Source organism: Homoserinibacter sp. GY 40078, assembly GCF_008017545.1.
Lineage (GTDB): Bacteria > Actinomycetota > Actinomycetes > Actinomycetales > Microbacteriaceae > Homoserinibacter.
In genome coordinates, this window is the sequence record NZ_VRTZ01000001.1 from 640,081 (window position 1) to 661,272 (window position 21,192).

The window sequence follows — 21,192 nt, forward strand, 5'->3', positions numbered from 1 at the left end:
GATCACGACCTATCGCTCGGACGCCTACGACGGCACCACCCGCAAGCCCGTCGTCGCGTTCGGCGACAGCCTCGAGGGCGACCTGCTGCGGCGCGACTTCACCGTCAACGCGATGGCGCTGCGGCTTCCCGCGAAGGTGCTCGTCGATCCTTCGGGCGGGCTCGAGGATCTGCTCGGGAAGCGCCTGCGCACGCCCATCGAGCCGGAGGTGTCGTTCGGCGACGATCCGCTGCGGATGCTGCGGGGCGCGAGGTTCACGGCGCAGCTGGGGTTCACGCTCGACGAGGCGGCGACGGCGGCCATCGGGGCGATGGCCGATCGCATCGGCATCGTCTCGGCGGAGCGGATCGGCGATGAGCTCGGAAAGATGCTGCTCACCGCGAACCCCGTGCCCGGCCTCCGTGTGCTGGTCGACACGGGCCTCGCGGAGCTCGTACTGCCCGAGCTTCCGGCGCTCCGCCTCGAGATCGACGAGCACGCGCACCACAAGGACGTCTACGAGCACAGCCTCACGGTGCTGGAGCAGGCGATCGCACTCGAGGCGTCGCGGGGCCACGCTCCCGACCTCGTGCTCCGCTACGCGGCGCTTCTGCACGACATCGGCAAGCCTGCGACGCGCAAGATCGAGCCGGGCGGTGCGGTCACCTTCCACCACCACGACGTTCTCGGGGCGAAGCTCGCCACCAAGCGGTTGCGCGAGCTGCGGGTCGACGGCGAGACGATCAAGGCGGTCGCGCAGCTGGTCCGGCTCCACTTGCGCTTCTTCGGTTACGCCGACACCTCGTGGACGGACGCCGCCGTGCGTCGGTACGTGCGCGACGCGGGCGAGCAGCTCGAGCGCCTGCACATCCTGTCGCGCGCGGACGTGACGACGCGCAACCAGCGCAAGGCGACCCGCCTGCAGCGCGCGTACGACGGACTGGAGGATCGGATCGCGACGCTCGCCGAAGAGGAGGAGCTGGCCGCGATCCGGCCCGACCTCGACGGCGAGCAGATCATGGCGATCCTCGGCATCCGGCCAGGGCCCGCGGTGGGCGAGGCATACCGGTTCTTGCTGGAGCTGCGTCTCGACGAGGGCCCGCTCGACGCCTCCGATGCGGAGGCGCGCCTGCGCTCCTGGTGGGCGGATCGCGACTCCGTGTAGGATGTGCAGGTTGCCCAGGCGCTCACGCGCCGCGGGCAGATGCATTCAACCCTCCTGCTGCAGAAGTCCTGCAGCCGTTCCAGACCAGAGGAGGTGGGTCAATGACGCATCAGTACGAGTTGATGGTAATTCTCGATCCCGAGATCGATGAGCGTACCGTCGCACCCAGCCTGGACAAGTTCCTCGGCGTGATCACCGGCGACGGTGGCACCATCGAGAACGTCGACATCTGGGGTCGTCGCCGCCTGGCGTACGAGATCAAGAAGAAGTCCGAGGGCATCTACGCCGTCGTGAACTTCACCGCGACGAGCGCCGCCACCCAGGAGCTCGACCGCCAGCTGAAGCTTTCCGAGGCCGTGCTGCGCACCAAGGTGCTGCGCGCGGAGGAGGCCGTGGCGCGCGTCGCCGCGCACGCCGCCGCCGAGGAGAAGAAGGCTGCGCGCGCCGCCGCGAAGCCGGCTGCCAAGCCGACCGCCAAGGACGCCGAGTAGCTCATGGCCGGCGAAACGATCATCACGGTCGTGGGCAACCTCACGGCGGACCCGGAGCTGCGCTACACGCAGTCCGGACTCGCGGTCGCGAACTTTACGATCGCGTCGACGCCGCGCACCTTCGATCGCGCGACGAACGACTGGAAGGACGGCGAGGCCCTGTTCCTCCGCGCGTCCTGCTGGCGTGAGTTCGCGGAGCACGTCGCCGGCTCGCTGACGAAGGGCAGCCGCGTCATCGCGACCGGCCGACTCAAGCAGCGCTCCTACGACGACCGCGACGGCAACAAGCGCACCGCGATCGAGCTCGAGGTCGATGAGATCGGCCCGAGCCTCCGGTACGCGACCGCCCAGGTGACTCGCACCTCCGGCGGCGGTGGAGGCGGGCGCTCGCAGAGCGCCGTCGCAGAAGAGCCGTGGGCGGCCTCTGGCCCCTCCGACTCCAACGACGTGTGGAACGCCCCCGGCACCTACTCCGACGAGACCCCGTTCTGAGCCCCCGGGCCGGAACCTAAGAACCCAGAAGGAAATCAGCTATGGCTGGAAAGAGCAGCGGCGGTCAGGACCGCCGCAAGCGGGGCAAGGGCGGAAAGAACGCCGCCCCCGCGAAGTCGATCAAGGTCGGCGTCATCGACTACAAGGATGTCGCCACCCTGCGCAAGTTCATCTCGGAGCGCGGCAAGATCCGCGCCCGCCGCATCACCGGTGTCTCCGTGCAGGAGCAGCGCCTCATCGCCCGCGCCGTGAAGAACGCGCGTGAGATGGCGCTCCTCCCGTACGCGGGCTCGGGCCGTTAAGGAGGCCGACATGTCGAAGCTCATCCTCACCTCAGAGGTGACCGGACTCGGTTCGGCCGGCGACGTCGTCGACGTCAAGAACGGCTACGCCCGCAACTACCTGATCCCGCAGGGGTTCGCTGTCGCGTGGACGCGCGGCGGCGAGAAGCAGGTCGAGCAGATCAAGGCCGCTCGTGCGGCCCGCGAGCTCGCCACCCTCGAGGACGCCCAGGCGCTGAAGGCCAAGCTCGAGGAGGCGCCCGTGCGCCTCAGCGTGAAGGCCGGCCGCGAGGGTCGTCTGTTCGGATCGGTCAAGCCGGCGGATGTCGTCGCGGCTGTCGAGGCCGCAGGCCTCGGGTCGCTCGACAAGCAGACCGTCGAGCTCTCCACCCCGGTGAAGTCGACCGGCCGCTTCGAGGCGACTGCTCGCCTGCGCCAGGACGTCGTCGCCGTCCTCCAGCTGGAGGTCGTCGCGGCCAAGTAGGCCCGAATTCCAGGTAACGGCGTGCCCCTTCGGGGGTGCGCCGTTACTGGTTTTTCGAAGCCGGTGTCAAGAGATTTGTCCACACTCGTTCGGGGGGTACGGCAAGCTTCAACCCCAACTGTAGACATGTTTCTACACACAGGGTGTGAGCGGGAAAATCCCTGATCACAAGGCGGTTGGGGCGAATCTTGAAGAAGTTCTCCACCGAGCCTTCCACAGATTCCCCACATCGCCTCCGGCGTTTCCCGCCGACATTCCACATAGTTATCCACAGGTGGGTTTGAACCTGCTTCGGGGGGTGCCTAGCTTGGCATCCGGTGCCTCCGGGGGAGGGGCCACCCGACCGCCACACAACAGATCGCGGCAGCGCGGTGAGCCTGCTCACGATGTCGGATGCGGCACGTAGTTTCGACCTCGGAAGGGAGCACCGTGTCGATCGCCCATCTCGGTCTGGCGCCGGAATCGGATGCGCCGCGCGACGGCTGGCAGGGTGAGCGGACGCCTCCGCACGACCTCCTCGCCGAGCAGAGCGCCATCGGCGGAATGCTGCTCAGCAAGGACGCCGTGGCCGACGTCATCGAGACGGTGCGTGGGGTCGATTTCTACATCCCCAAGCACGAGGTGATCTTCGACGCGATCCTCACGCTCTACTCCCACGGCGAGCCGACCGATGTGATCGCCGTCACCGACGAGCTCACGAAGTCCGGCACGCTGCAACGCGCGGGCGGCCCCGAGTACCTCCACACGCTCACCGGCGTCGTGCCCACCGCCGCGAACGCCGGCTACTACGCCTCGATCGTCGCCGAGAAGGCGGTGCTGCGCCGTCTCGTCGAGGCCGGTACCCGCATCGTGCAGATGGGCTACGCGAGCGAGGGTGAGGTCACCGACCTCGTCAACAACGCGCAAGCCGAGATCTACGGCGTGGCGGGTGGCGCGGATGCCGAGGACTACGTGCCGCTGCTCCAGGCGATCGAGGCGGCCACCGAGGAGATCGAGCACGCGAGCGGCCGCGACGGCCAGATGGTGGGCGTTCCCACCGGCTTCGCCGAGCTCGACGGCATGACGAACGGCCTGCACCCGGGGCAGCTGATCCTCATCGCCGCGCGTCCCGCGCTCGGAAAGTCCACGCTCGCTCTCGATTTCGCACGCGCGGCGGCGATCGGCAACGGCCTGCCGACGATCTTCTTCTCGCTCGAGATGGGGCGCAGCGAGATCGCGATGCGCCTGCTCTCCGCAGAGTCGAGCATCTTCCTGCAGAAGCTGCGCAAGGGCGACGTGCGTTCCGACGACTGGACTCTCCTCGCCTCCACTCGTGGTCGCATCGCCGATGCACCGCTGTACATCGACGACAGCCCCAACATGACCCTCGTCGAGATCCGCGCGAAGTGCCGTCGGCTCAAGCAGCGCGCCGGGCTCAAGCTCGTCGTCATCGACTACCTGCAGCTCATGACCTCGGGAAAGCGCGTCGAGAGCCGCCAGCAGGAGGTGTCGGAGTTCTCTCGTGCGCTGAAGCTTCTCGCGAAGGAGCTGCAGGTGCCGGTGATCGCCCTGTCGCAGCTGAACCGTGGTCCGGAGCAGCGGGTCGACAAGAAGCCGGCCCTCTCAGACCTCCGTGAGTCCGGATCGCTCGAGCAGGACGCCGACATGGTGGTTCTCCTGCATCGCGAGAGCGCCTATGAGAAAGAGAGCTCGCGCCCCGGTGAGGCCGACCTCATCATCGCGAAGCACCGCAACGGGCCGACCGGCACGGTGACGGTCGCGTTCCAGGGCGCCTTCTCGCGCTTCGCCGACATGGCGCCCGTCTGATCCGCGCCGCCCCCTGGCCGACTGGCCGCGCCGATGCTCGGATAGCGTGGGAGCGATGACCTCGACGCTCGACCTGCGCCCCGCCCTCACCGCTCCCGAGCTGCTCGCCGATCCGGTGCGCTCCGCGCTCGCGGCGCTCGACCCGGCGCTCGCCGCAGCCATCCGCGTTGCCGCGATCGACGGCGAACTCGCCGACACCGCGGCATTCTGCGCCGCCTACGGTGTCGCACCGCAGGCCTCCGCGAACTGCATCATCGTGCAGGGACGGCGCGGGGAGACCACGAGCTACGCCGCATGCGTCGTGCTCGCCACCACCCGCGCCGATGTGAACGGCACGGTCCGCCGCCTGCTCGATGCGCGGAAGGCGAGCTTCGCGCCGATGGACGAAGCCGTCGTGCTCACCGGCATGGAGTACGGCGGCATCACTCCGCTCGGACTGCCCGAGGGGTGGCGCATCCTCGTCGACCGGCGCGTGGTCGACGTACCGGATGCGATCGTCGGGGCCGGCATCCGCGCGGCCAAGATCGCCCTCCCGGGTGCCGTGCTCGCACAGCTACCGGGGGCCGAGGTGATCGACGGGCTCGCGACTCCCGTCGACGCTGTCAAGGGGTGACGGCCGTCGCGCCGCTGACGTAGCGTGATCGCATGCTCATCGTCATCGGCGGCGGCTCGGGGATGATCGGACGGGCGCTCGCCGAGCGCCTCCGTGACCGCGGCGACCGCGTCGTCACGCTCGTGCGTCGGACCCCGGCGGGCGCCGACGAGATCGGCTGGGATCCGGCATCCGGGTACCTCGATCCTCAGGCGCTTGCGGGCGCGGATGCCGTGATCAATCTGTCGGGGGCGAGCCTCGCGAAGCTTCCCTGGACGCGCGCGTACCGCACCGAGATCCTCCACTCGCGCGTGAGTGCGACCACGGCAATCACGGGTGCGCTGCACGAGAGGGCGCGCATCGGCGAGCCCGTTGCGGTTCTCGTGAGCGCCTCGGCCGTCGGCGTCTACGGATCGCGGCCGGGCGAGCAGCTCACCGAGGCGTCGGCCCCCGGCGGCGGGTTCCTCGCGGAGGTCGTGCGGGCCTGGGAGGGCGCGGCGCGTGCCGCACCCGAGGCCACTCGCGTCGTGCTCGCACGCACCGGACTCGTCATCGGCCCGGAGGGCGCCACCGCGCCCGTGCGGACGCTGGCCCGGTTCGGTCTCGCAGGCCCCCTCGGCAGCGGCCGGCAGCACTGGCCGTGGGTCAGCCTCCACGACGAGGCGGCAGCCCTCGTGCACCTCATCGACTCGGAGCTCGACGGCCCGGTCAACATCGTCGGGCCGCACGCCGCCACTGCGGGCGAGGTCATCCGCGCGGTGGCGCACCACGAGCACCGGCCGTACTGGCTTCCGGCGCCCGCGTTCGCGATCACGGCCGCCCTCGGAACGGCCGGACGCGAGTTGCTGCTCGCCGATCAGCGAGTGATACCTGCGGCGCTCGCCGCCGACGGGTTCGCGTTCCGGCACGACAACGTCGACGCCGCGGTGGACGACCTCGACTGACCCGGTGGCCCCCTGGTCACCGCGACGTAGGATGGGCGGGTGCCCACCGATGCTTCGCCTGCCCTCGGAGCACCGGACAACTGGGTCGCCCCGCTCGCTCGCGCTGTCCCCGCTCTCGTGCTCGGCCTCGTGATCACCTTCAGCCAGGATCACACGGCCTCCTTCGGCCTCCTCGCTTTCGGGATCTTCGCCGTGTTCACGGCCGCCGTGCTCCTCGCGAGCGGACTTCGCGCCGACCGTGCCATCCGCGGACCCGTGCTCACCCAGGGCATCGTGACCGCCGTGGCGGGCATCGCCGCGCTGCTTGTGCCCAGCGCCGAGCACGGATACGTCGTGCTGATCGTGAGCGGATGGGCGCTCGTCACGGGCGCTCTCGAGACCGTGAACGGTCTACGGTTCCGTCGCGTCCGCGCCGCAGCCCGCGACTGGCTCCTCACGGGTGCGCTCACGCTCGCCCTCGGTCTGGTGTTCCTCCTCGTGCCGAGCGGCTTCGCCGAGGACTACAGCGTGGAAGACGGCGACCGGGTGATCTCGGGTGTCGTCACGGCCGATGTGATGCTCGTGGGTCTGCTCGGCGCATGGGCCGTACTCGTCGGCGTGCAACTCGCTATCGCGACGATCAGCCTCCGCTCGCCGCGGACCGCACCCCAGAAGGCGGAAGCATGACCGAGGACGCGATGAACGACACTCCCGCCCCCCGCACCCCGAGCTGGCGAGAGCGCCTGCGGCCCGTGGAGCTGCTCGTCCTGGCGGGAATCTTCGGCGTCTTCGTCGGGGTGTTCGTCTTCATGGGCACACGGGAGTGGGGTCTCGCGCTCATCATGGCCGCCGTCGCGTTCATCGCGTCGCTCGTGATTCTCGCCATGCTGCTGATCGCGGCGAATCCGTCGTACGAGCAGGACCGCGTTGATCCGGTCGATCCCGACGCGCCCTCAGGCGGCGCGGGGTCGGTGCACCGTGATCCTCACGGGCACTGATCGCGCAGTTCCGTCCCTTCCCGCCGACCTGGCGGTGCCTGCTCAGCTGTCGAGGTAGTCGACGAGAGCGGAGGCGAGTCCCGTGTAGTTCGCTGGCGTGAGCGCGAGCAGTCGCTGCTTCGCGTCGTCGCCGATGTCGAGCCCCTCGATGAACGCAGCGAGGTCGGCTTGCGTCGCACGCTTGCCGCGCGTGAGCTCCTTGAGCAGCGCGTACGGGTCGGCGATCGACGAGCGACCCGCGGTGACCTCCGCGCGGATCACGGTCTGGATCGCCTCACCGAGCACCTCCCAGTTGCCGTCGAGGTCGTCGGCGAGCGCTGTCGGATTCACGGCGATCTCACCGAGCCCCCGGGTGAGGTTGTCGAGCGCGAGCACCGAGTGGCCGAGGGCCACGCCGATGTTGCGCTGGGTGGTGGAGTCGGTGAGGTCGCGCTGCAGGCGGCTCGTGACGAGGGTCGAGGCGAGCGAGTCGAGCAGCGCGCTCGAGAGCTCGAGGTTCGCCTCGGCGTTCTCGAAGCGGATCGGGTTGATCTTGTGGGGCATCGTCGACGACCCCGTCGCCCCCGCCTGCGGGATCTGCGTGAGGTATCCCATCGAGATGTAGGTCCACACGTCGGTTGCGAGGTTGTGGAGGATGCGGTTCGCGTGGCTGATGCGACCGAACAGCTCCGCCTGGCCGTCGTGCGACTCGATCTGGGTGGTCAGCGGATTCCAGGTGAGCCCGAGGCCGGTCACGAACTCGCGCGAGAGGGTCGGCCAGTCGGCGTCCGGATCGGCGGAGACGTGCGCCGAGAAGGTGCCGGTTGCTCCGGAGAACTTTCCGGGGAACTCGACCGCCTCGATGCGCGTGAGCTGCCGCTGCAGACGGTGCACCACGACGGCGATCTCCTTGCCGAAGGTGGTGGGAGTCGCCGGCTGACCGTGCGTGTGCGCGAGCATCGGCTGGTCGCGCTGGGCGATGGCGAGAGCGCGCAGAGCCTCGATGACGCCGCGCAGACGGGGCAGCCACACCTCGTGGAGGGCGGCGCGCAGGGTGATCCCGTAGGAGAGGTTGTTGATGTCCTCGCTCGTGCAGGCGAAGTGCGTGAGCTCGGCGAGCGGCGTGAGGCCCAGGTCGGCGAGCTGTCGGCGCACGAGGTATTCGACCGCCTTCACGTCGTGGCGGGTGGTGGCCTCGACGGTCGCGAGTTCATCGATCTCGGCCTGGCCGAACTCGGCCGCCCAGCTGCGCAACGCCCGTGCCTGCTCGGCACTCGGCACCTCGGCGCCGAACATGCCGCGCTCCGCGAGGAAGAGCAGCCACTCGACCTCGACGTGCACCCGCGCCTTGTTGAGGCCGGCTTCGGAGAGGAACTCTCCCAGGCCCTCGACCGCCGCGCGGTAGCGCCCGTCGAGCGGGCTGATCGGCTGCGGGGGAAGCGGACTCATGAGACTCCCTGTCGGATCGCGGGTTCGAGCTGCCGGAAGAGCGCGCGTCCTGCGCGCTCGATGACCCCGAGCACCGTGTCGAACATCGCAGCGTCCGAATAGTACGGGTCCGGCACATCCATCGTGCCTGATGATTCCGGGTCGAAGCTCATCAGGAGCTGCACTTTGCTCTGATCCGCTTCGGTCGGCGCCCACTCGCGCAGCACCCGCTCGTGCCCTCGGTCGAAGGCGACGACGAGGTCGAGGTCGGGGAACCAGGCCGGATCGAACTGGCGGGCGCGGTGCGCGCGGCCGTCGTATCCGTGAGATTCGAGTGCGGCGATCGTGCGCGGGTCGGCGCGCTCGCCGACGTGCCAGTCGCCCGTGGCTGCGGAGGTGACCCGCACGCTGTTGCCGTAGCCGCCGGCCGTGACGATGCTGCGGAAGATCGCCTCCGCCATCGGGGAGCGGCAGATGTTGCCGGTGCAGACGAAACAGATGCGGAAGACGACCGGATCCGTGCCCGATGCGTCGAAGCTCATGCGCCCATTGTGGCCGCTCCGCCGCTCCTCCACACCCGCGGATTCGCGATGCCCTCGTCAGATCGGGCGATCGATCGCGAGCGCGCGCGGGATCGGCGGGAGGCTGGCTTCTCCGTGAAAGCCACAGACAGGAGGAGCCACGTGTCCGACGTCCCCCCGATCGAGATCGAGCGGCTGCGCGGTCGTGTGGCCGAGCTGCACGCCATCGCGGTCGAGCTGTCGGCGCGCGCCGCCCGCGTTCCCCGTGTCGGTCCGGAGGCGTGGCGCGGGCCCGCGTACGAGTCGTACCGCGCCGCGGTCGAGCGTCTCGCGTGCGGTCTCGGTGAAGCCGCGCACCGAGTCGTCGAGGTCGAGCGGCTCGCGTGGGCCGAGCTGCAGCATGTCCTCTGATCCGGCCGGCGCCGATTCGCATCTCGTGGTGCGGGGCGCCGGGGAGGTCATGGTCGCGACCGATGCGCTGCTCGCGCACCTCCCGGAGCTCTCCTCGCTCGCCGACGCCCTCGACATCGCCGGCCATCGCCTCGCGATCCTCGCGCTCGACGGCCCGGGCCAGGCACTCCGCCGACCGATCGAGCGGGCCGCGGAGGTCGCCGTCGCGTCGGCGGACGAGGCGCGTCGCCTGCGCGCCGCGGTGATCGTCGCGGAGGCCGGATACGCGTCAGCGGAGCGCGCCGCATCGACCGCGCAGGATGCGGCGTCCGCGTGGACCGCGGGCCTCGTCGCGGCGGGCCTCGTGGCCGTGCTCCCGTGGGCCGCCCTCGGCGCCTGGTACGCGTGGGTGACGGCCTCCGGAGACGCCGACCGCAAGCAGGAGGCGGCCGGTCAGTACCTGCTCGATCACCCGGAGCTCGTGACGAGCCCTGAGTTCTGCGCACTCGTGCGGCGGGTGGTCTCCAACTCGGACGATGCCGCGCTGGCCCTCGCGGGGATGCCCGCGCCGCTCCGGATGCTCCTCGGCGAGCGGGGTCTCGGGATCCTCGGTGTCGACACGAGCGCAGCGGCGGTGATGTCCATGGGGGCGGGGGCAGGCGTCTTCGCCGAGACCCCCGTACGTGTCGAGCGCGCTACTTCGCGCGGAGGCGGTGCGCCCCGTAGCGCCGAGGATCGCCTCGCCCGCATCCCGGACGACGAGCACGTCCGCATCGAGAGGTATGCAGCGCCCGGCGTCCCCGACCGCTTCGTCGTCTACGTCGCACCGACCCGCACCTTCTCGCCGATCGCCGACGGCGACCCGTGGGACCTCACAAGCAACCTCGCGGGTGTGGCGGGGCTCCCTGCGGGGTCGCTCCGCGCGACCGAACTCGCCATGCGAGATGCCGGGATCGACGCGCGCTCCGAGGTGGTGTTCGTGGGCTACTCGCAGGGTGCGCTCGTTGCCGACCGGATCGCCGCGTCAGGTCGGTGGAACGCCGTCGGCCTCGAGACCTTCGGCGATCCGGGCGGCGGGGTCGCGCTTCCCGAGGGAATCCGGGGTCTCTCGGTGCAGCACACGGATGACCTCGTCGTGGCGGTCGGGGGGCCGCCGGCGGAGAACGACCGCACGATCGTCGAGCGTCGTGCCTTCTCTGCGGGTGCCGAGATTCCCGCCGGGCTTCCGGTGCCCGCCCACCAGCGCGAGAACTATGCCCAGACGGCGCGGCTCATCGATGCCGCGAGGTCGCCGAGCGTGCGGGCGGAGCTCGACGCCCTCGACGAGTTCGTTCAGGACCGCGTGCGCCGCGAGGGCTCGAGCGTGACCGTCTCGGGTTACCGAGCCGAGCGGATCACCGGCGCTTCGTCAGCGGCCGGAAGATGATCCCGATGAGCCAGGCGATCACGCCGAGCACGAGCGCGCCGAGGACACCCCACCAGAACCCCTCGACCGACAGGCCGAATCCGATGAGCGTCGAGATCCAGGCGACCAGCAGATACAGCAGCCCGTTCACGATGAGCGAGATGAGACCGAGGGTCAGGATGTACAGCGGGAACGCGACGATGCGGATCACCGTGCCGACGATGCCGTTCACGATGCCGAAGATGAGCGCGACCAGCAGGTACGTCCACACGAGCGGCCACGAGATGGTGGACTGGTCGGCCGCGGCCGCATCCGCCGCGGCGTCCCAGGAGTTCATCTCCACGTGGGGCGTGAGGATGAACACCGAGAGCCAGAGGGCGAATGCGTTGATGAGGGTGCGCAGCAGGAATCGCATGCCAGCATCATCCCAGCGGCCCGCCGCATCCGCCACGTCCGCCGCTTTAGGCTGTCGACATGCCCGTGACCCTCCGCCCCGAGATCGCCGCCCTCGAGCCGTACCGACAGGGGCGAGCCGCTCCGCGCGAGGCCTTCAAGCTCTCCTCCAACGAGAGCCCGTTCCCGACGCTGCCCGAGGTCACCGCCGCGATCGCCGAGTCGACGATCGGCCGCTACCCCGACGGCGCGGCGACCGCCCTGCGGGTGCGCCTTGCCGAGCGCCTCGGCGTCACGGTCGACGAGGTCCACGTCGGAGCGGGGTCCGTCTCGATCCTTCACCAGCTCGCCCAGGCGACCTCGGGCCCGGGCGACGAGATCCTCTACGCCTGGCGCTCGTTCGAGGCCTACCCGGGCATCGTGACGGTCACGGGAGCGACGAGCGTGACCGTCCCCGGCCGCCCCGACGGATCGCACGACCTGCTCGCGATGGCCGATGCCGTCACCGACCGCACTCGGCTCATCCTCGTCTGCACCCCCAACAACCCGACGAGCGCCGTCGTCACCGCATCCGAGTTCGAGGCGTTCATGGAACGCGTTCCGCAGACCGTGCTCGTCGTCCTCGACGAGGCCTACCGCGAGTTCGTGACCGACCCGGCCGCGGTCGACGGGCTGCCGCTGCTCGAGCGGTACCCGAACCTCGTGGTGCTGCGCACCTTCTCGAAGGCGTACGGACTCGCGGGGCTGCGCGTCGGCTACGCCGCCGGCCCTTCCTACGTGCTCGACGCTGCACGCAGCACGGCGATCGCGCTCTCGGTCACCGAGCCCGCGCAGCGGGCCGCCCTCGCCGCGCTCGACCACGAGGACGACTACCGGGCGCAGGTCGCGGAGCTCGTGGAGCGTCGGGAGCGCATCCGCGACGCGCTTCGCGCCCAGGGCTGGACCATCCCCGAGCCCCAAGGCAACTTCGTCTGGTTGCCGACCGGCCAGGCGACTGCCGCCGCCGCGACGGTGCTCGAGGAGCACGGGATCGTCGCGCGCGTGTTCGCCCCGGAGGGCATCCGCGTCACCGTCGGCGAGGAGGAGTCTGTGGATCAGCTCCTACGAGCCACGGAACGCATTGTGCAGACCCTCTGAGTTCTGGGGAATACGCCCGGGCTAGGGTTGTCCCTATGTCTTACACCGAGGCGACGATCCAGTTGCTCTCGCCGCAGGGGGCTCTCGTCGAGAACGACGCGACGGCACCGTATCTGCCGCACCTGGCCGCTCTCGACGATGAGCGGCTGCGCGACTTCCACCGGCAGATGGTCGTGATGCGTCGATTCGACATCGAGGCGGGCAACCTGCAGCGCCAGGGTCAGCTGGGTCTGTGGATTCCGAGCCTCGGCCAGGAGGCCGCCCAGGTCGGCTCCGCGTACGCCGCTCGCCCCCAGGACCACATCTTCCCCTCGTACCGCGAGCACGTCGTGGGCCGCATCCGCGGTCTCGACCTCATGAAGATCATCGAGATGCTCCGCGGCAACTCCCACGGCGGATGGGTTCCCGCCGAGACCGGCAACTTCCACCTCTTCACCCTTGTGATCGGGTCGCAGACGCTGCATGCGACCGGGTACGCGATGGGCGTGGCGCTCGACGGCAAGAGCGGCACCGGCGACCCCACGACGGACACCGCGGTGCTCGTGTACTTCGGCGACGGCGCCACGAGCCAGGGGGACGTCAGCGAGTCGTTCGTCTTCGCGTCGAGCTACCGCACCCCCCAGGTCTTCTTCCTCCAGAACAACCACTGGGCGATCTCGGTGCCGGTCGAGCGGCAGTCGCGCAGCCCGCTCTACCTGCGCTCCACCGGCTTCGGCATCCCCTCGGTGCAGATCGACGGCAACGACGTGCTCGCGAGCTACGCCGTGACCGCCGCCGGGCTCGAGGCCGCGCGCTCGGGCGCAGGTCCCTGCTTTATCGAGGCGCTGACCTACCGGATGGGCGCGCACACTTCGAGCGACGATCCGACGAAGTACCGCGAGGACGAGGAGATGCGCTTCTGGAGCGAGCGCGACCCGATCAGTCGGTTCGAGGCCTACCTGCGCGCACGCGGCGAGGGCGAGGAGTTCTTCCAGGACGTCGCGACCGAGGCCGAGGATCTCGCGGCCGACGTCCGTCGCCGGACGTCTGAACTCGAGCCCCCGACGTCGTCGAAGGTGTTCAGCAACGTCTACACCGACCCGCATCCGCTCGTGGAGCAGCAGGCCGCGTGGTACGCGGCGTACGAGGCGGGCTTCGAAGGAGGCGACGCATGACCGAGCGGATGCTTCCGATGTCGAAGGCCATCAACGAGGGCCTCCGCCGGGCGATGGCTGACGACGACCGCGTGATCCTGATGGGCGAGGACATCGGCACTCTCGGCGGCGTGTTCCGCGTGACCGAGGGGCTGAAGACCGAGTTCGGCGAGAACCGCGTGCTCGACACGCCTCTCGCCGAGTCGGGCATCGTCGGCACGGCGATCGGCCTCGCGATGCGCGGTTACCGCCCCGTCTGCGAGATCCAGTTCGAGGGGTTCATCTTCCCCGGCTTCGACCAGATCACGTCGCAGCTGGCGAAGCTCACCTACCGGCACGAGGGCTCGCAGTCGTTCCCCGTGGTGATCCGGGTGCCCTACGGCGGTCACATCGGAGCCGTCGAGCACCACCAGGAGAGCCCGGAGACGTACTTCGCGCACACGGCGGGCCTGCGGGTCGTGAGCCCCGCGACCTCCAACGACGCGTTCTGGATGATCCAGCAGGCGATCGCCTCCAACGACCCCGTGCTGTTCTTCGAACCGAAGAGCCGCTACTGGCACAAGGGAGAGGTGGCCGACGACGGCGTTCCCGTGCCGATGCACCAGAGCCGCGTGGTCCGCACCGGATCGCAGGTGACGCTCGTCGGTCACGGCGCGATGCTCGCGCAACTGATGCAGGTCGCCGACGTGGCCGAGTCGGAGGGCACGAGCGTCGAGGTCATCGACCTGCGCTCGATCTCGCCGATCGACTACGGCCCGATCCTGGAGTCGGTGCAGAAGACCGGACATCTCGTGATCGCGCAGGAGGCGCCCGGCAATGTGTCGGTCGGCTCCGAGATCGCGGCGACGATCGCCGAGCGCGCCTTCTATTCGCTCGAAGCGCCCGTACTGCGGGTCTCCGGGTTCGACACGCCCTTCCCGCCCGCGAAGCTCGAGGGCGACTACCTCCCCGACGTCGACCGGATCCTCGAAGCGGTCGACCGTTCACTCGCCTACTGACCCCGATCCGTGAGGAGCCTCGCGTGGCCCATGCAGAATTCCCGCTGCCCGACGTCGGCGAAGGTCTCACCGAGGCCGAGATCGTCTCGTGGAAGGTGCAGCCGGGCGACTCCGTCCAGGTGAACCAGGTACTCGTCGAGATCGAGACGGCGAAGTCGCTCGTCGAGCTCCCGAGTCCTTTCGCGGGCACCGTGACCGAACTGCTCGCGGAGGAGGGCGCGACCGTCGAGGTCGGCAGCCCGATCATCCGGGTCGATTCCTCCGGCGGTTCCATCGAGCTGCAGGCGCCGGCGAACGACTCCGAGGGGCTCGGAGCGGTCTCCGACCTCTCTCACGCCCCGCAGTCCGACGACGAGGGCTCCGGTGCGGTGCTCGTCGGGTACGGCTCGAAGGGCGGGCACTCCGCGAGCCGCCGTCGCCGTCCGGGACCCGCGGTCGCGACGGCGGAGGCCGACGCCGCGGCACCCGCGCCCGCACGGACGGCCCCGCGCCCCAGCCGCGAATCCGCGACTCCTGTGCTCGCGAAGCCGCCGATCCGCAAGCTCGCGAAGGATCTCGGGGTCGACCTGCAGCAGGTCTCGGCGACGGGACCCGGTGGCGAGGTGCTGCGCGAAGACGTCATCCGCCAGGCCGAGCAGGCGAGCGTGTTCCGCAACATCCAGACGCCGGCGTGGCCGTCGGAGCGCGAGGAGCGCGTGCCCGTGAAGGGTGTGCGCAAGGCGACAGCTCAGGCGATGGTCGCCTCCGCGTTCACGGCGCCGCACGTCTCGGTGTTCACCGACGTGAACGCCACGCGGACCATGGAGTACGTCAAGCGCCTCAAGTCGTCGCCTGACTTCGCCGGAGTGCGGGTGAGCCCGCTGCTCGTGATGGCGAAGGCGATCATCTGGGCCGTGCGCCGCAACCCGACGGTCAACTCGTCGTGGACGGATGAGGAGATCATCATCCGCCACTACGTGAACCTCGGGATCGCGGCGGCGACCCCGCGCGGACTCATCGTGCCCAACGTGAAGGACGCGCAGGATCTCAGCATGCTGGAGCTCGCGCAGTCCCTCGAGCAGCTGACCCTGACCGCTCGGGAGGGCAAGACCCAGCCGGCCGCGATGTCGGGCGGCACCATCACGATCACGAACCTCGGCTCGTTCGGGATGGACACCGGCACGCCGATCCTGAACCCGGGCGAGGTGGCGATCGTCGCGCTCGGCGCGATCAAGCAGAAGCCGTGGGTCGTCGACGGCGAGGTGCGCCCCGCGTACGTCACGACCGTGGGGGCGAGCTTCGACCACCGCGTGGTCGACGGGGATGTCGCGAGCCGGTTCACGGCGGATGTCGCGAGCGTGCTCGAGGAGCCGGCGCTCCTGCTCGACTGAGGCGAGTCCCGGATCGGCCGGGCGCGCGCTGCGCTGCGCTGAGAACGGTTCTCAGGTAGGGTGTGCGGGTGACGGATCCGGTGCTCAGCGTGCGCGGCGCGCGCCTCGCTCTCGGCGCGCGCACCCTGTGGACCGACCTCGACCTCGACGTCGCGCCCGGTGAGTTCGTCGCCGTGCTCGGCGCGAACGGATCGGGGAAGACGAGCCTGCTGCGCGCGATCCTCGGCGAGCACCGCCTGAGCGACGGCGGCATCCTCGTCGACGGGCGGCCTGCACGGCGCGGGGACCGCCGCATCGGATACATCCCGCAGCAGCGCGGTCAGGATCCGGCCCTGCGCATCCGCGGTCGCGACCTCGTCGGGCTGGGCGTCGACGGACACCGTTGGGGGCTCCCGCTCCCGGGGCGCGAGCGCCGCGCGCGCATCGACGTGCTCCTCGCATCCGTCGGCGGAAGCCACTACGCCAACGCACCGGTCGCGCTCCTCTCGGGCGGCGAACAGCAGCGGCTGCGGGTGGCGCAGGCGCTCGCGGGCGATCCGCTGCTGATGCTGTGCGACGAGCCGCTCGCCTCGCTCGACCTCCGGGCGCAGCGGGTCGTGAGCGAGCTCATCGATCGGCACCGACGCGAGCGCGGATTCGGCGTGATGTTCGTCACTCACGACGTGAACCCCATCCTCGGCATGGTCGACCGCGTGCTCTACCTCGCGGGCGGGCGGTTCCGCATCGGCACGCCCGACGAGGTGCTGCGCAGCGAGGTGCTGAGCGAGCTGTACCAGGCCGAGGTCGACGTCGTCCGCACCCGTGGCCGGGTCGTGATCGTGGGTGCACCCGACCACACACACCACGAGCACGAGCTCGAGGTGGACGCATGAGCGACTGGTGGAGCGCTCTCTTCGACTTCCGCGACTACGGGGAGCTCCTCGCGCTCCTGCACAACTCGATCCTCGCGGGGGCCGTGCTCGGCATCGCGGGTGGCCTCATCGGCGTCTTCGTCATGACGCGCGATCTCGCATTCGCCGTGCACGGCATCAGCGAGCTCTCGTTCGCGGGCGCCGCCGCGGGGCTCCTGCTCGGCATCGGAGTCGTGGAGGGCTCGATCCTGGGCTCGCTCGTCGCGGCGCTGCTGATCGGCCTGCTCGGCTCGCGCGCTCGAGAACGCAATTCGATCACCGCGGTGCTGATGCCCTTCGGCCTGGGGCTCGGGATTCTGTGCCTCGCGCTGTATCCGGGGCGCGCGACCACGAAGTTCGGCCTGCTGACCGGGCAGATCGTCGCGGTGGACGACCCGCGGTTGTCGGCGCTCGCGATCGTCTCGGCGATCGTCGTGATCGGGCTCCTCGTGATGTGGCGCCCGCTGACCTTCGCGAGCCTCGATGCCGAAGTGGCGGCCGCGCGCGGCGTTCCGGTGCGCGGCATCTCGATCGCCTTCATGCTGCTGCTGGGGCTCGCTGTCGCGGCGAGCATCCAGATCGTCGGAGCCCTGCTCGTGCTGTCGATCCTCGTGACCCCCGCCGCTGCCGCCCTGCGGATCTCGAGCTCGCAACTGTGGGTGCCGGTGCTGTCGATGCTGTTCGCGGTGACCTCGCTCGTGGGCGGAATCATGCTCGCGCTCGGGTCGAGCGTGCCGATCAGCCCGTACGTGACCACCATCTCGTTCGTCATCTATCTCGTATGCCGCCTCGCTGGTCGGCGGGTGCGCGACCGACGTACCCTGGTGGCGTCGGAAAGGGCGGTGTGACGATGAAGCGGAACACCTGGCAGCGCGAGGCGGTGCGGGATGCGCTCGGGCGCACCGAGGGGTTCGTCTCGGCGCAGGCGCTGCACGCGTCCCTGCGCGGCACCGGCTCGGAGGTGGGGCTCGCCACCGTGTACCGGGCGCTCGCCGATCTCGCCTCCGAGGGCGAGGCCGACTCGCTGCAGCAAGAGGGTGAGAGCCTCTACCGCGCCTGCACGCCCGGGAGTCACCACCACCACCTGATCTGCCGCAACTGCGGGCGCACCGTCGAGATCTCCGCGGATCCGGTGGAGGCGTGGGCGCGCCAGGTCGCCGCGCAGAACGGCTTCACGGCCCCGGAGCACGTGGTCGACGTGTTCGGACTCTGCCCGGAGTGCACCGCGGCGGCATCCGCGCGCTGATCCGCTCCGCGCCCGCGGGTGGCGGATATTGCGGGGCTCGGGTAGCATCGGAGGGTTGCGCAGCAATGCGCTTCCTTGTGCGCCGTCGCGATTCTCGGATTCCGGTCCGGGATCATCTCGATCTGGTGCGCCGACAAGTGACCTTGGGTGGGGCGTTCGCCCCACGGTAGCCGCAAAGGAAAGAAACCATGGCAGCTGTGTGCCAGGTGACCGGAGCCACTCCCGGCTTCGGACACAACATCTCGCACTCGCACCGCCGGACGAAGCGCCGCTTCGACCCGAACGTGCAGAAGAAGAAGTACTACGTCCCGTCCCTCAAGCGCACCGTGACTCTCACGCTGTCCGCCAAGGGCATCAAGGTGATCGATGCGCGCGGTATCGAGGCCGTCGTCGCCGACCTCATCGCGCGAGGGGAGAAGATCTGAGATGGCCAAGAAGGCTCAGGACGTCCGTCCCATCATCAAGCTCCGCTCGACCGCCGGCACCGGGTACACCTACGTGACCCGCAAGAACCGCCGGAACGACCCCGACCGTCTCGTGCTCAAGAAGTACGACCCCATCGTGCGCAAGCACGTCGAGTTCCGCGAGGAGCGCTAAGACATGGCCAAGAAGAGCAAGATCGCCAAGAACGAGCAGCGGAAGGTCATCGTCGAGCGCTACGCCGCGAAGCGTGCCGAGCTGAAGAAGGCGCTCGTCGACCCCAACTCCACCGACGAGCAGCGTGAGGCCGCCCGCGTCGGCCTCCAGAAGCTGCCCCGTGACGCGTCGCCCATCCGCGTGCGCGGCCGCGACGCGATCGACGGCCGCCCCCGCGGTGTGCTGTCGGAGTACGGCATCTCGCGTGTCCGCTTCCGCGACATGGCGCACCGGGGCGAGCTGCCCGGTGTCACCAAGTCGAGCTGGTAAGCAGACCGCATCACACGTCCGAGGGGGCGTCGGCCACGTGCCGGCGCCCCCTCGTCGTGTCTCGTGGAGCACCCGGGGTCTTGATCGGATCGCCCAACCCTCAACCAGAGGATGAGCGACACCGCCCCGGAAAAGCCCGGAATGTCGGGGATCCCTGGTAGTTTCGACCACGGTTCAGGGGTAGACAGCCTCGGGGCCGCACCCCGCAGCACCCTCGGGAGCTGCACCGACAATCAGTAAGACCGTCCGAGGAGGACACCCATGGCTGACACCCTCAACAAGAGCGACCTCGTCGCGGCCATCGCCGCCGAGACCGGCGAGAGCCAGGCGACCGTCGGCAAGGTCGTCGACGCGTTCTTCTCCGTCGTCGCCTCGCAGGTCGGCGGCGGCACGAAGGTCAGCATCCCCGGCTGGCTCTCCTTCGAGAAGACCCACCGTGCCGCTCGCGCGGGCCGCAACCCCGCGACCGGTGAGACCATCCAGATCGCCGCGTCGAACGGCGTCAAGGTCTCGGCGGGCAGCAAGCTCAAGGCTGCCGTCAAGTAAGGCTTCGACTGCGAGAAGGGCGCTGGCTGCGATGCCGGCGCCCTTCCTGTTTAAGCTGGACTCCGTGCGGCGCTTCGAGCGGGTCATGGTACCCGCGGTTCTCGTTATCGCCGCCGTGGCGGCCGGGGGCATCGCGCTCGTCGTGTGGGGAGATCCCGCCGAGCTCGGCCCCGCGATCCCCGCGCTGCTCGTGCAGCTCGCGGCGGGTAGCTGCATCGCCGCCCTCCTCCTGACGACGACCGCGTCGGATGCGGACACGGCAGGGAGCCGCCTGCTCTCGGCGGGCTCCGCCGCGGCGATGACGCTCGCGGCTCTCGCGGGGGCCGCGACAGCGTTCGGCAGCGCGGCGGCGGACGTTCTGGCGGCGCACGAGGCCGGCGACGCCGCATCCGATCTGGACCCGGTCTCCTTCCTCCTCGGCGATCCGCTGGGACGAGCCTGGGCGATCACTGCGCTCGTGGGCGTCGCCGCCACGATCGCGTCGGTGCTGGTCCGCGGCCCCGGGGGGTCGCGCATCCTCGCCGCGGTGGTGTGTGCGGGCCTGCTTCCGCTCGCCGCCGCCTCGTCGGAGCCCGGAACAGCACACCACGAGATCGTCGTGATCACCTTCTGGATGATCGCCCCCGCGGTCGCGGGCGGTCTCATCGGCATCGCAGGCGTCAGGTGGCACGGTGTGCGCGCCGCTCTCGCCGCGGCCGTCCTCGGAATCTGGGTAGGCGCGAGCCCGGCGCTGCTCGCGCTCCTGGCCCCCGAGCTGCCCGCGCGCGACCGCGACGGCGTGACACCCGCCGAGTACCTGACCGGGCGACCGCTCCCTCCGGCACCCGCAGTGCTCGACCTTCTGACGTCGTGGCAGTTCGAGGTGTTCGGGCTGGCGACGGCGGCGCTGCTGCTCGGCGGCGGGATCCGCCGCGGCGTTCACCGCGGGCCGAGTTTCCGTCTGGTCTGCGGCGTCGCCGCACTCGCGCTGCTCGTGTGGGCGACGAGTGGTGCTCCGGGCGTGTACGCGACGACCCTCGTCTCGGCGCGACTCGTCCAGCTCGCGCTGCTCGCGCTGCTCGTGCCCGCCCTGCTCGTCGTCGCGTCGCCGCCCACGAGCGCCCCGCGGTCCCGAGCGATGCGGTTCCTCACGCATCCGCTTGTGGCGGCCACCGTATGGGGAGGGGTGCTCGTGCTCGCGGTCCGAACCGATCTCCTTCTGCCCGCGGCGGCGAATCCGGCGATGTGGATGGTGTCCACAACATCGCTCGTCGGATCGGGCCTGCTGCTGTGCGTGAGCCTTCGCGCCCCCGGGCCTCGTCGCCGCCGGCTCGTGGCGGCACTCGCCGCCCTGCTCGCCCTCGGCATCGCGGTGGGCGTCCTCGTGCCGCTGATCGTCGGGGACGGCCTGCTGCATCCGGAGTGGTTCGCGGCGATGGGCCGCACCTGGGGGTGGACGGCGGTCGACGACCAGCGGTTCGGCGCGGGCATCGCGCTCGTGATTCTCGGCGCACCGCTCCTGGTGTTGGCGGCGGTCTCCCTCGCCCGGGCCGTGCGGACGCGCGGCGAGGCACCGCGACCGCGGGCGCCTCGAGCCTCGCGCCCGGAGACCCCGAGCGCCTACGACGAGCTGCTCGCGCGCCGCGGCCGCTGACCCGGG

General features: G+C 70.2%; 27 protein-coding genes. 24 read left to right on the top strand and 3 right to left on the bottom strand.

Translation table 11 applies throughout. The features are described from left to right. The 10 genes from FVQ89_RS03065 to FVQ89_RS03110 form a co-directional block, all read left to right on the top strand. Positions 1-1,144 (top strand): CCA tRNA nucleotidyltransferase (locus tag FVQ89_RS03065; RefSeq protein WP_255513388.1); only part of this gene is annotated, 1,144 nt, incomplete at its 5' end. Between the two features lie 101 nt (positions 1,145-1,245). Beyond that, positions 1,246-1,635 (top strand): 30S ribosomal protein S6, encoded by a 390-nt coding sequence (gene rpsF, locus FVQ89_RS03070; RefSeq protein WP_147900440.1) that lies wholly within the window; start codon positions 1,246-1,248, stop codon positions 1,633-1,635. 3 nt (positions 1,636-1,638) lie between these two features. Then, a complete protein-coding gene (locus FVQ89_RS03075; RefSeq protein ID WP_147900441.1) occupies positions 1,639-2,127 on the top strand; it encodes a single-stranded DNA-binding protein in 489 nt (162 codons plus the stop codon). A 41-nt stretch (positions 2,128-2,168) separates the two neighbouring features. After that, on the top strand, positions 2,169-2,429 hold the full coding sequence (gene rpsR, locus FVQ89_RS03080) for a 30S ribosomal protein S18 (protein WP_147900442.1): 261 nt from the start codon (positions 2,169-2,171) through the stop codon (positions 2,427-2,429). Positions 2,430-2,439: 10 nt separating this feature from the next. Then, positions 2,440-2,892, top strand: a complete 453-nt coding sequence (gene rplI, locus FVQ89_RS03085) for a 50S ribosomal protein L9 (RefSeq protein WP_147900443.1) — start codon at positions 2,440-2,442, stop codon at positions 2,890-2,892. A 429-nt stretch (positions 2,893-3,321) separates the two neighbouring features. Further along, positions 3,322-4,698 carry a replicative DNA helicase gene (dnaB, locus tag FVQ89_RS03090; protein WP_147900444.1) on the top strand — a complete coding sequence of 459 codons (1,377 nt, stop codon included), beginning with the start codon at positions 3,322-3,324 and terminating at the stop codon, positions 4,696-4,698. A gap of 55 nt (positions 4,699-4,753) precedes the next feature. Beyond that, a complete protein-coding gene (locus tag FVQ89_RS03095) occupies positions 4,754-5,311 on the top strand; it encodes a YbaK/EbsC family protein (RefSeq protein WP_147900445.1) in 558 nt (185 codons plus the stop codon). A gap of 32 nt (positions 5,312-5,343) precedes the next feature. Further along, entirely contained in the window at positions 5,344-6,234 is an 891-nt protein-coding gene (locus FVQ89_RS03100; RefSeq protein ID WP_147900446.1) for a TIGR01777 family oxidoreductase, read from the top strand. Between the two features lie 39 nt (positions 6,235-6,273). Next, positions 6,274-6,900, top strand: a complete 627-nt coding sequence (locus tag FVQ89_RS03105) for a DUF308 domain-containing protein (protein ID WP_147900447.1) — start codon at positions 6,274-6,276, stop codon at positions 6,898-6,900. Further along, positions 6,897-7,211 (top strand): hypothetical protein, encoded by a 315-nt coding sequence (locus FVQ89_RS03110; RefSeq protein ID WP_147900448.1) that lies wholly within the window; start codon positions 6,897-6,899, stop codon positions 7,209-7,211. Before FVQ89_RS03105 ends, FVQ89_RS03110 begins: the two co-directional genes overlap by 4 nt. 42 nt (positions 7,212-7,253) lie before the next feature. Here FVQ89_RS03110 and purB read toward each other — a convergent pair whose 3' ends face one another. After that, positions 7,254-8,639 (bottom strand): adenylosuccinate lyase, encoded by a 1,386-nt coding sequence (gene purB / locus FVQ89_RS03115; protein ID WP_147900449.1) that lies wholly within the window; start codon positions 8,637-8,639, stop codon positions 7,254-7,256. Continuing rightward, positions 8,636-9,160, bottom strand: a complete 525-nt coding sequence (locus FVQ89_RS03120; RefSeq protein WP_147900450.1) for a low molecular weight protein-tyrosine-phosphatase — start codon at positions 9,158-9,160, stop codon at positions 8,636-8,638. The genes purB and FVQ89_RS03120 overlap by 4 nt, the downstream gene beginning before the upstream one ends. Positions 9,161-9,301: 141 nt before the next feature. Here FVQ89_RS03120 and FVQ89_RS03125 point away from each other — a divergent pair, with 141 nt between their 5' ends. Both FVQ89_RS03125 and FVQ89_RS03130 read left to right on the top strand, forming a co-directional pair. Beyond that, positions 9,302-9,550, top strand: coding sequence for a hypothetical protein (locus FVQ89_RS03125; RefSeq protein WP_147900451.1), 249 nt, complete (start codon positions 9,302-9,304; stop codon positions 9,548-9,550). Then, positions 9,540-10,955, top strand: coding sequence for a hypothetical protein (locus FVQ89_RS03130; protein WP_147900452.1), 1,416 nt, complete (start codon positions 9,540-9,542; stop codon positions 10,953-10,955). The genes FVQ89_RS03125 and FVQ89_RS03130 overlap by 11 nt, the downstream gene beginning before the upstream one ends. Here FVQ89_RS03130 and FVQ89_RS03135 read toward each other — a convergent pair. Continuing rightward, the gene (locus FVQ89_RS03135; RefSeq protein ID WP_147900453.1) at positions 10,924-11,349 is read right to left on the bottom strand and encodes a phage holin family protein; all 426 of its coding nucleotides are present in this window, start codon (positions 11,347-11,349) and stop codon (positions 10,924-10,926) included. The two genes, FVQ89_RS03130 and FVQ89_RS03135, sit on opposite strands and share 32 nt — an antisense overlap. 59 nt (positions 11,350-11,408) lie before the next feature. Here FVQ89_RS03135 and hisC point away from each other — a divergent pair, with 59 nt between their 5' ends. The 12 genes from hisC (at position 11,409) to FVQ89_RS03195 (ending at position 21,186) form a co-directional block, all read left to right on the top strand. Further along, positions 11,409-12,464, top strand: coding sequence for a histidinol-phosphate transaminase (gene hisC / locus FVQ89_RS03140; RefSeq protein ID WP_147900454.1), 1,056 nt, complete (start codon positions 11,409-11,411; stop codon positions 12,462-12,464). A gap of 35 nt (positions 12,465-12,499) precedes the next feature. Then, entirely contained in the window at positions 12,500-13,618 is a 1,119-nt protein-coding gene (locus tag FVQ89_RS03145; protein ID WP_147900455.1) for a thiamine pyrophosphate-dependent dehydrogenase E1 component subunit alpha, read from the top strand. After that, complete coding sequence (locus tag FVQ89_RS03150) at positions 13,615-14,595, top strand: alpha-ketoacid dehydrogenase subunit beta (protein WP_147900456.1); 981 nt, start codon at positions 13,615-13,617, stop codon at positions 14,593-14,595. The genes FVQ89_RS03145 and FVQ89_RS03150 overlap by 4 nt, the downstream gene beginning before the upstream one ends. A gap of 23 nt (positions 14,596-14,618) precedes the next feature. Next, positions 14,619-15,965: a dihydrolipoamide acetyltransferase family protein gene (locus tag FVQ89_RS03155; RefSeq protein WP_147900457.1), complete on the top strand. Its 1,347-nt coding sequence runs from the start codon at positions 14,619-14,621 to the stop codon at positions 15,963-15,965. Positions 15,966-16,033: 68 nt separating this feature from the next. After that, on the top strand, positions 16,034-16,837 hold the full coding sequence (locus tag FVQ89_RS03160) for a metal ABC transporter ATP-binding protein (protein ID WP_147900458.1): 804 nt from the start codon (positions 16,034-16,036) through the stop codon (positions 16,835-16,837). Next, positions 16,834-17,703 (top strand): metal ABC transporter permease, encoded by an 870-nt coding sequence (locus tag FVQ89_RS03165; RefSeq protein WP_147900459.1) that lies wholly within the window; start codon positions 16,834-16,836, stop codon positions 17,701-17,703. Before FVQ89_RS03160 ends, FVQ89_RS03165 begins: the two co-directional genes overlap by 4 nt. A gap of 2 nt (positions 17,704-17,705) precedes the next feature. After that, on the top strand, positions 17,706-18,101 hold the full coding sequence (locus tag FVQ89_RS03170; protein ID WP_147901465.1) for a Fur family transcriptional regulator: 396 nt from the start codon (positions 17,706-17,708) through the stop codon (positions 18,099-18,101). A gap of 188 nt (positions 18,102-18,289) precedes the next feature. Next, positions 18,290-18,526 carry a 50S ribosomal protein L28 gene (gene rpmB, locus FVQ89_RS03175; protein WP_147900460.1) on the top strand — a complete coding sequence of 79 codons (237 nt, stop codon included), beginning with the start codon at positions 18,290-18,292 and terminating at the stop codon, positions 18,524-18,526. Between the two features lies 1 nt (position 18,527). Next, positions 18,528-18,698: a 50S ribosomal protein L33 gene (rpmG, locus tag FVQ89_RS03180; RefSeq protein ID WP_147900461.1), complete on the top strand. Its 171-nt coding sequence runs from the start codon at positions 18,528-18,530 to the stop codon at positions 18,696-18,698. A 3-nt stretch (positions 18,699-18,701) separates the two neighbouring features. Further along, the gene (rpsN, locus tag FVQ89_RS03185; protein ID WP_147900462.1) at positions 18,702-19,007 is read left to right on the top strand and encodes a 30S ribosomal protein S14; all 306 of its coding nucleotides are present in this window, start codon (positions 18,702-18,704) and stop codon (positions 19,005-19,007) included. Between the two features lie 261 nt (positions 19,008-19,268). Further along, positions 19,269-19,553: an HU family DNA-binding protein gene (locus FVQ89_RS03190; RefSeq protein WP_147900463.1), complete on the top strand. Its 285-nt coding sequence runs from the start codon at positions 19,269-19,271 to the stop codon at positions 19,551-19,553. A 64-nt stretch (positions 19,554-19,617) separates the two neighbouring features. After that, positions 19,618-21,186 carry a cytochrome c oxidase assembly protein gene (locus tag FVQ89_RS03195; protein WP_187264874.1) on the top strand — a complete coding sequence of 523 codons (1,569 nt, stop codon included), beginning with the start codon at positions 19,618-19,620 and terminating at the stop codon, positions 21,184-21,186. The last annotated feature ends 6 nt before the right edge of the window (positions 21,187-21,192 follow it).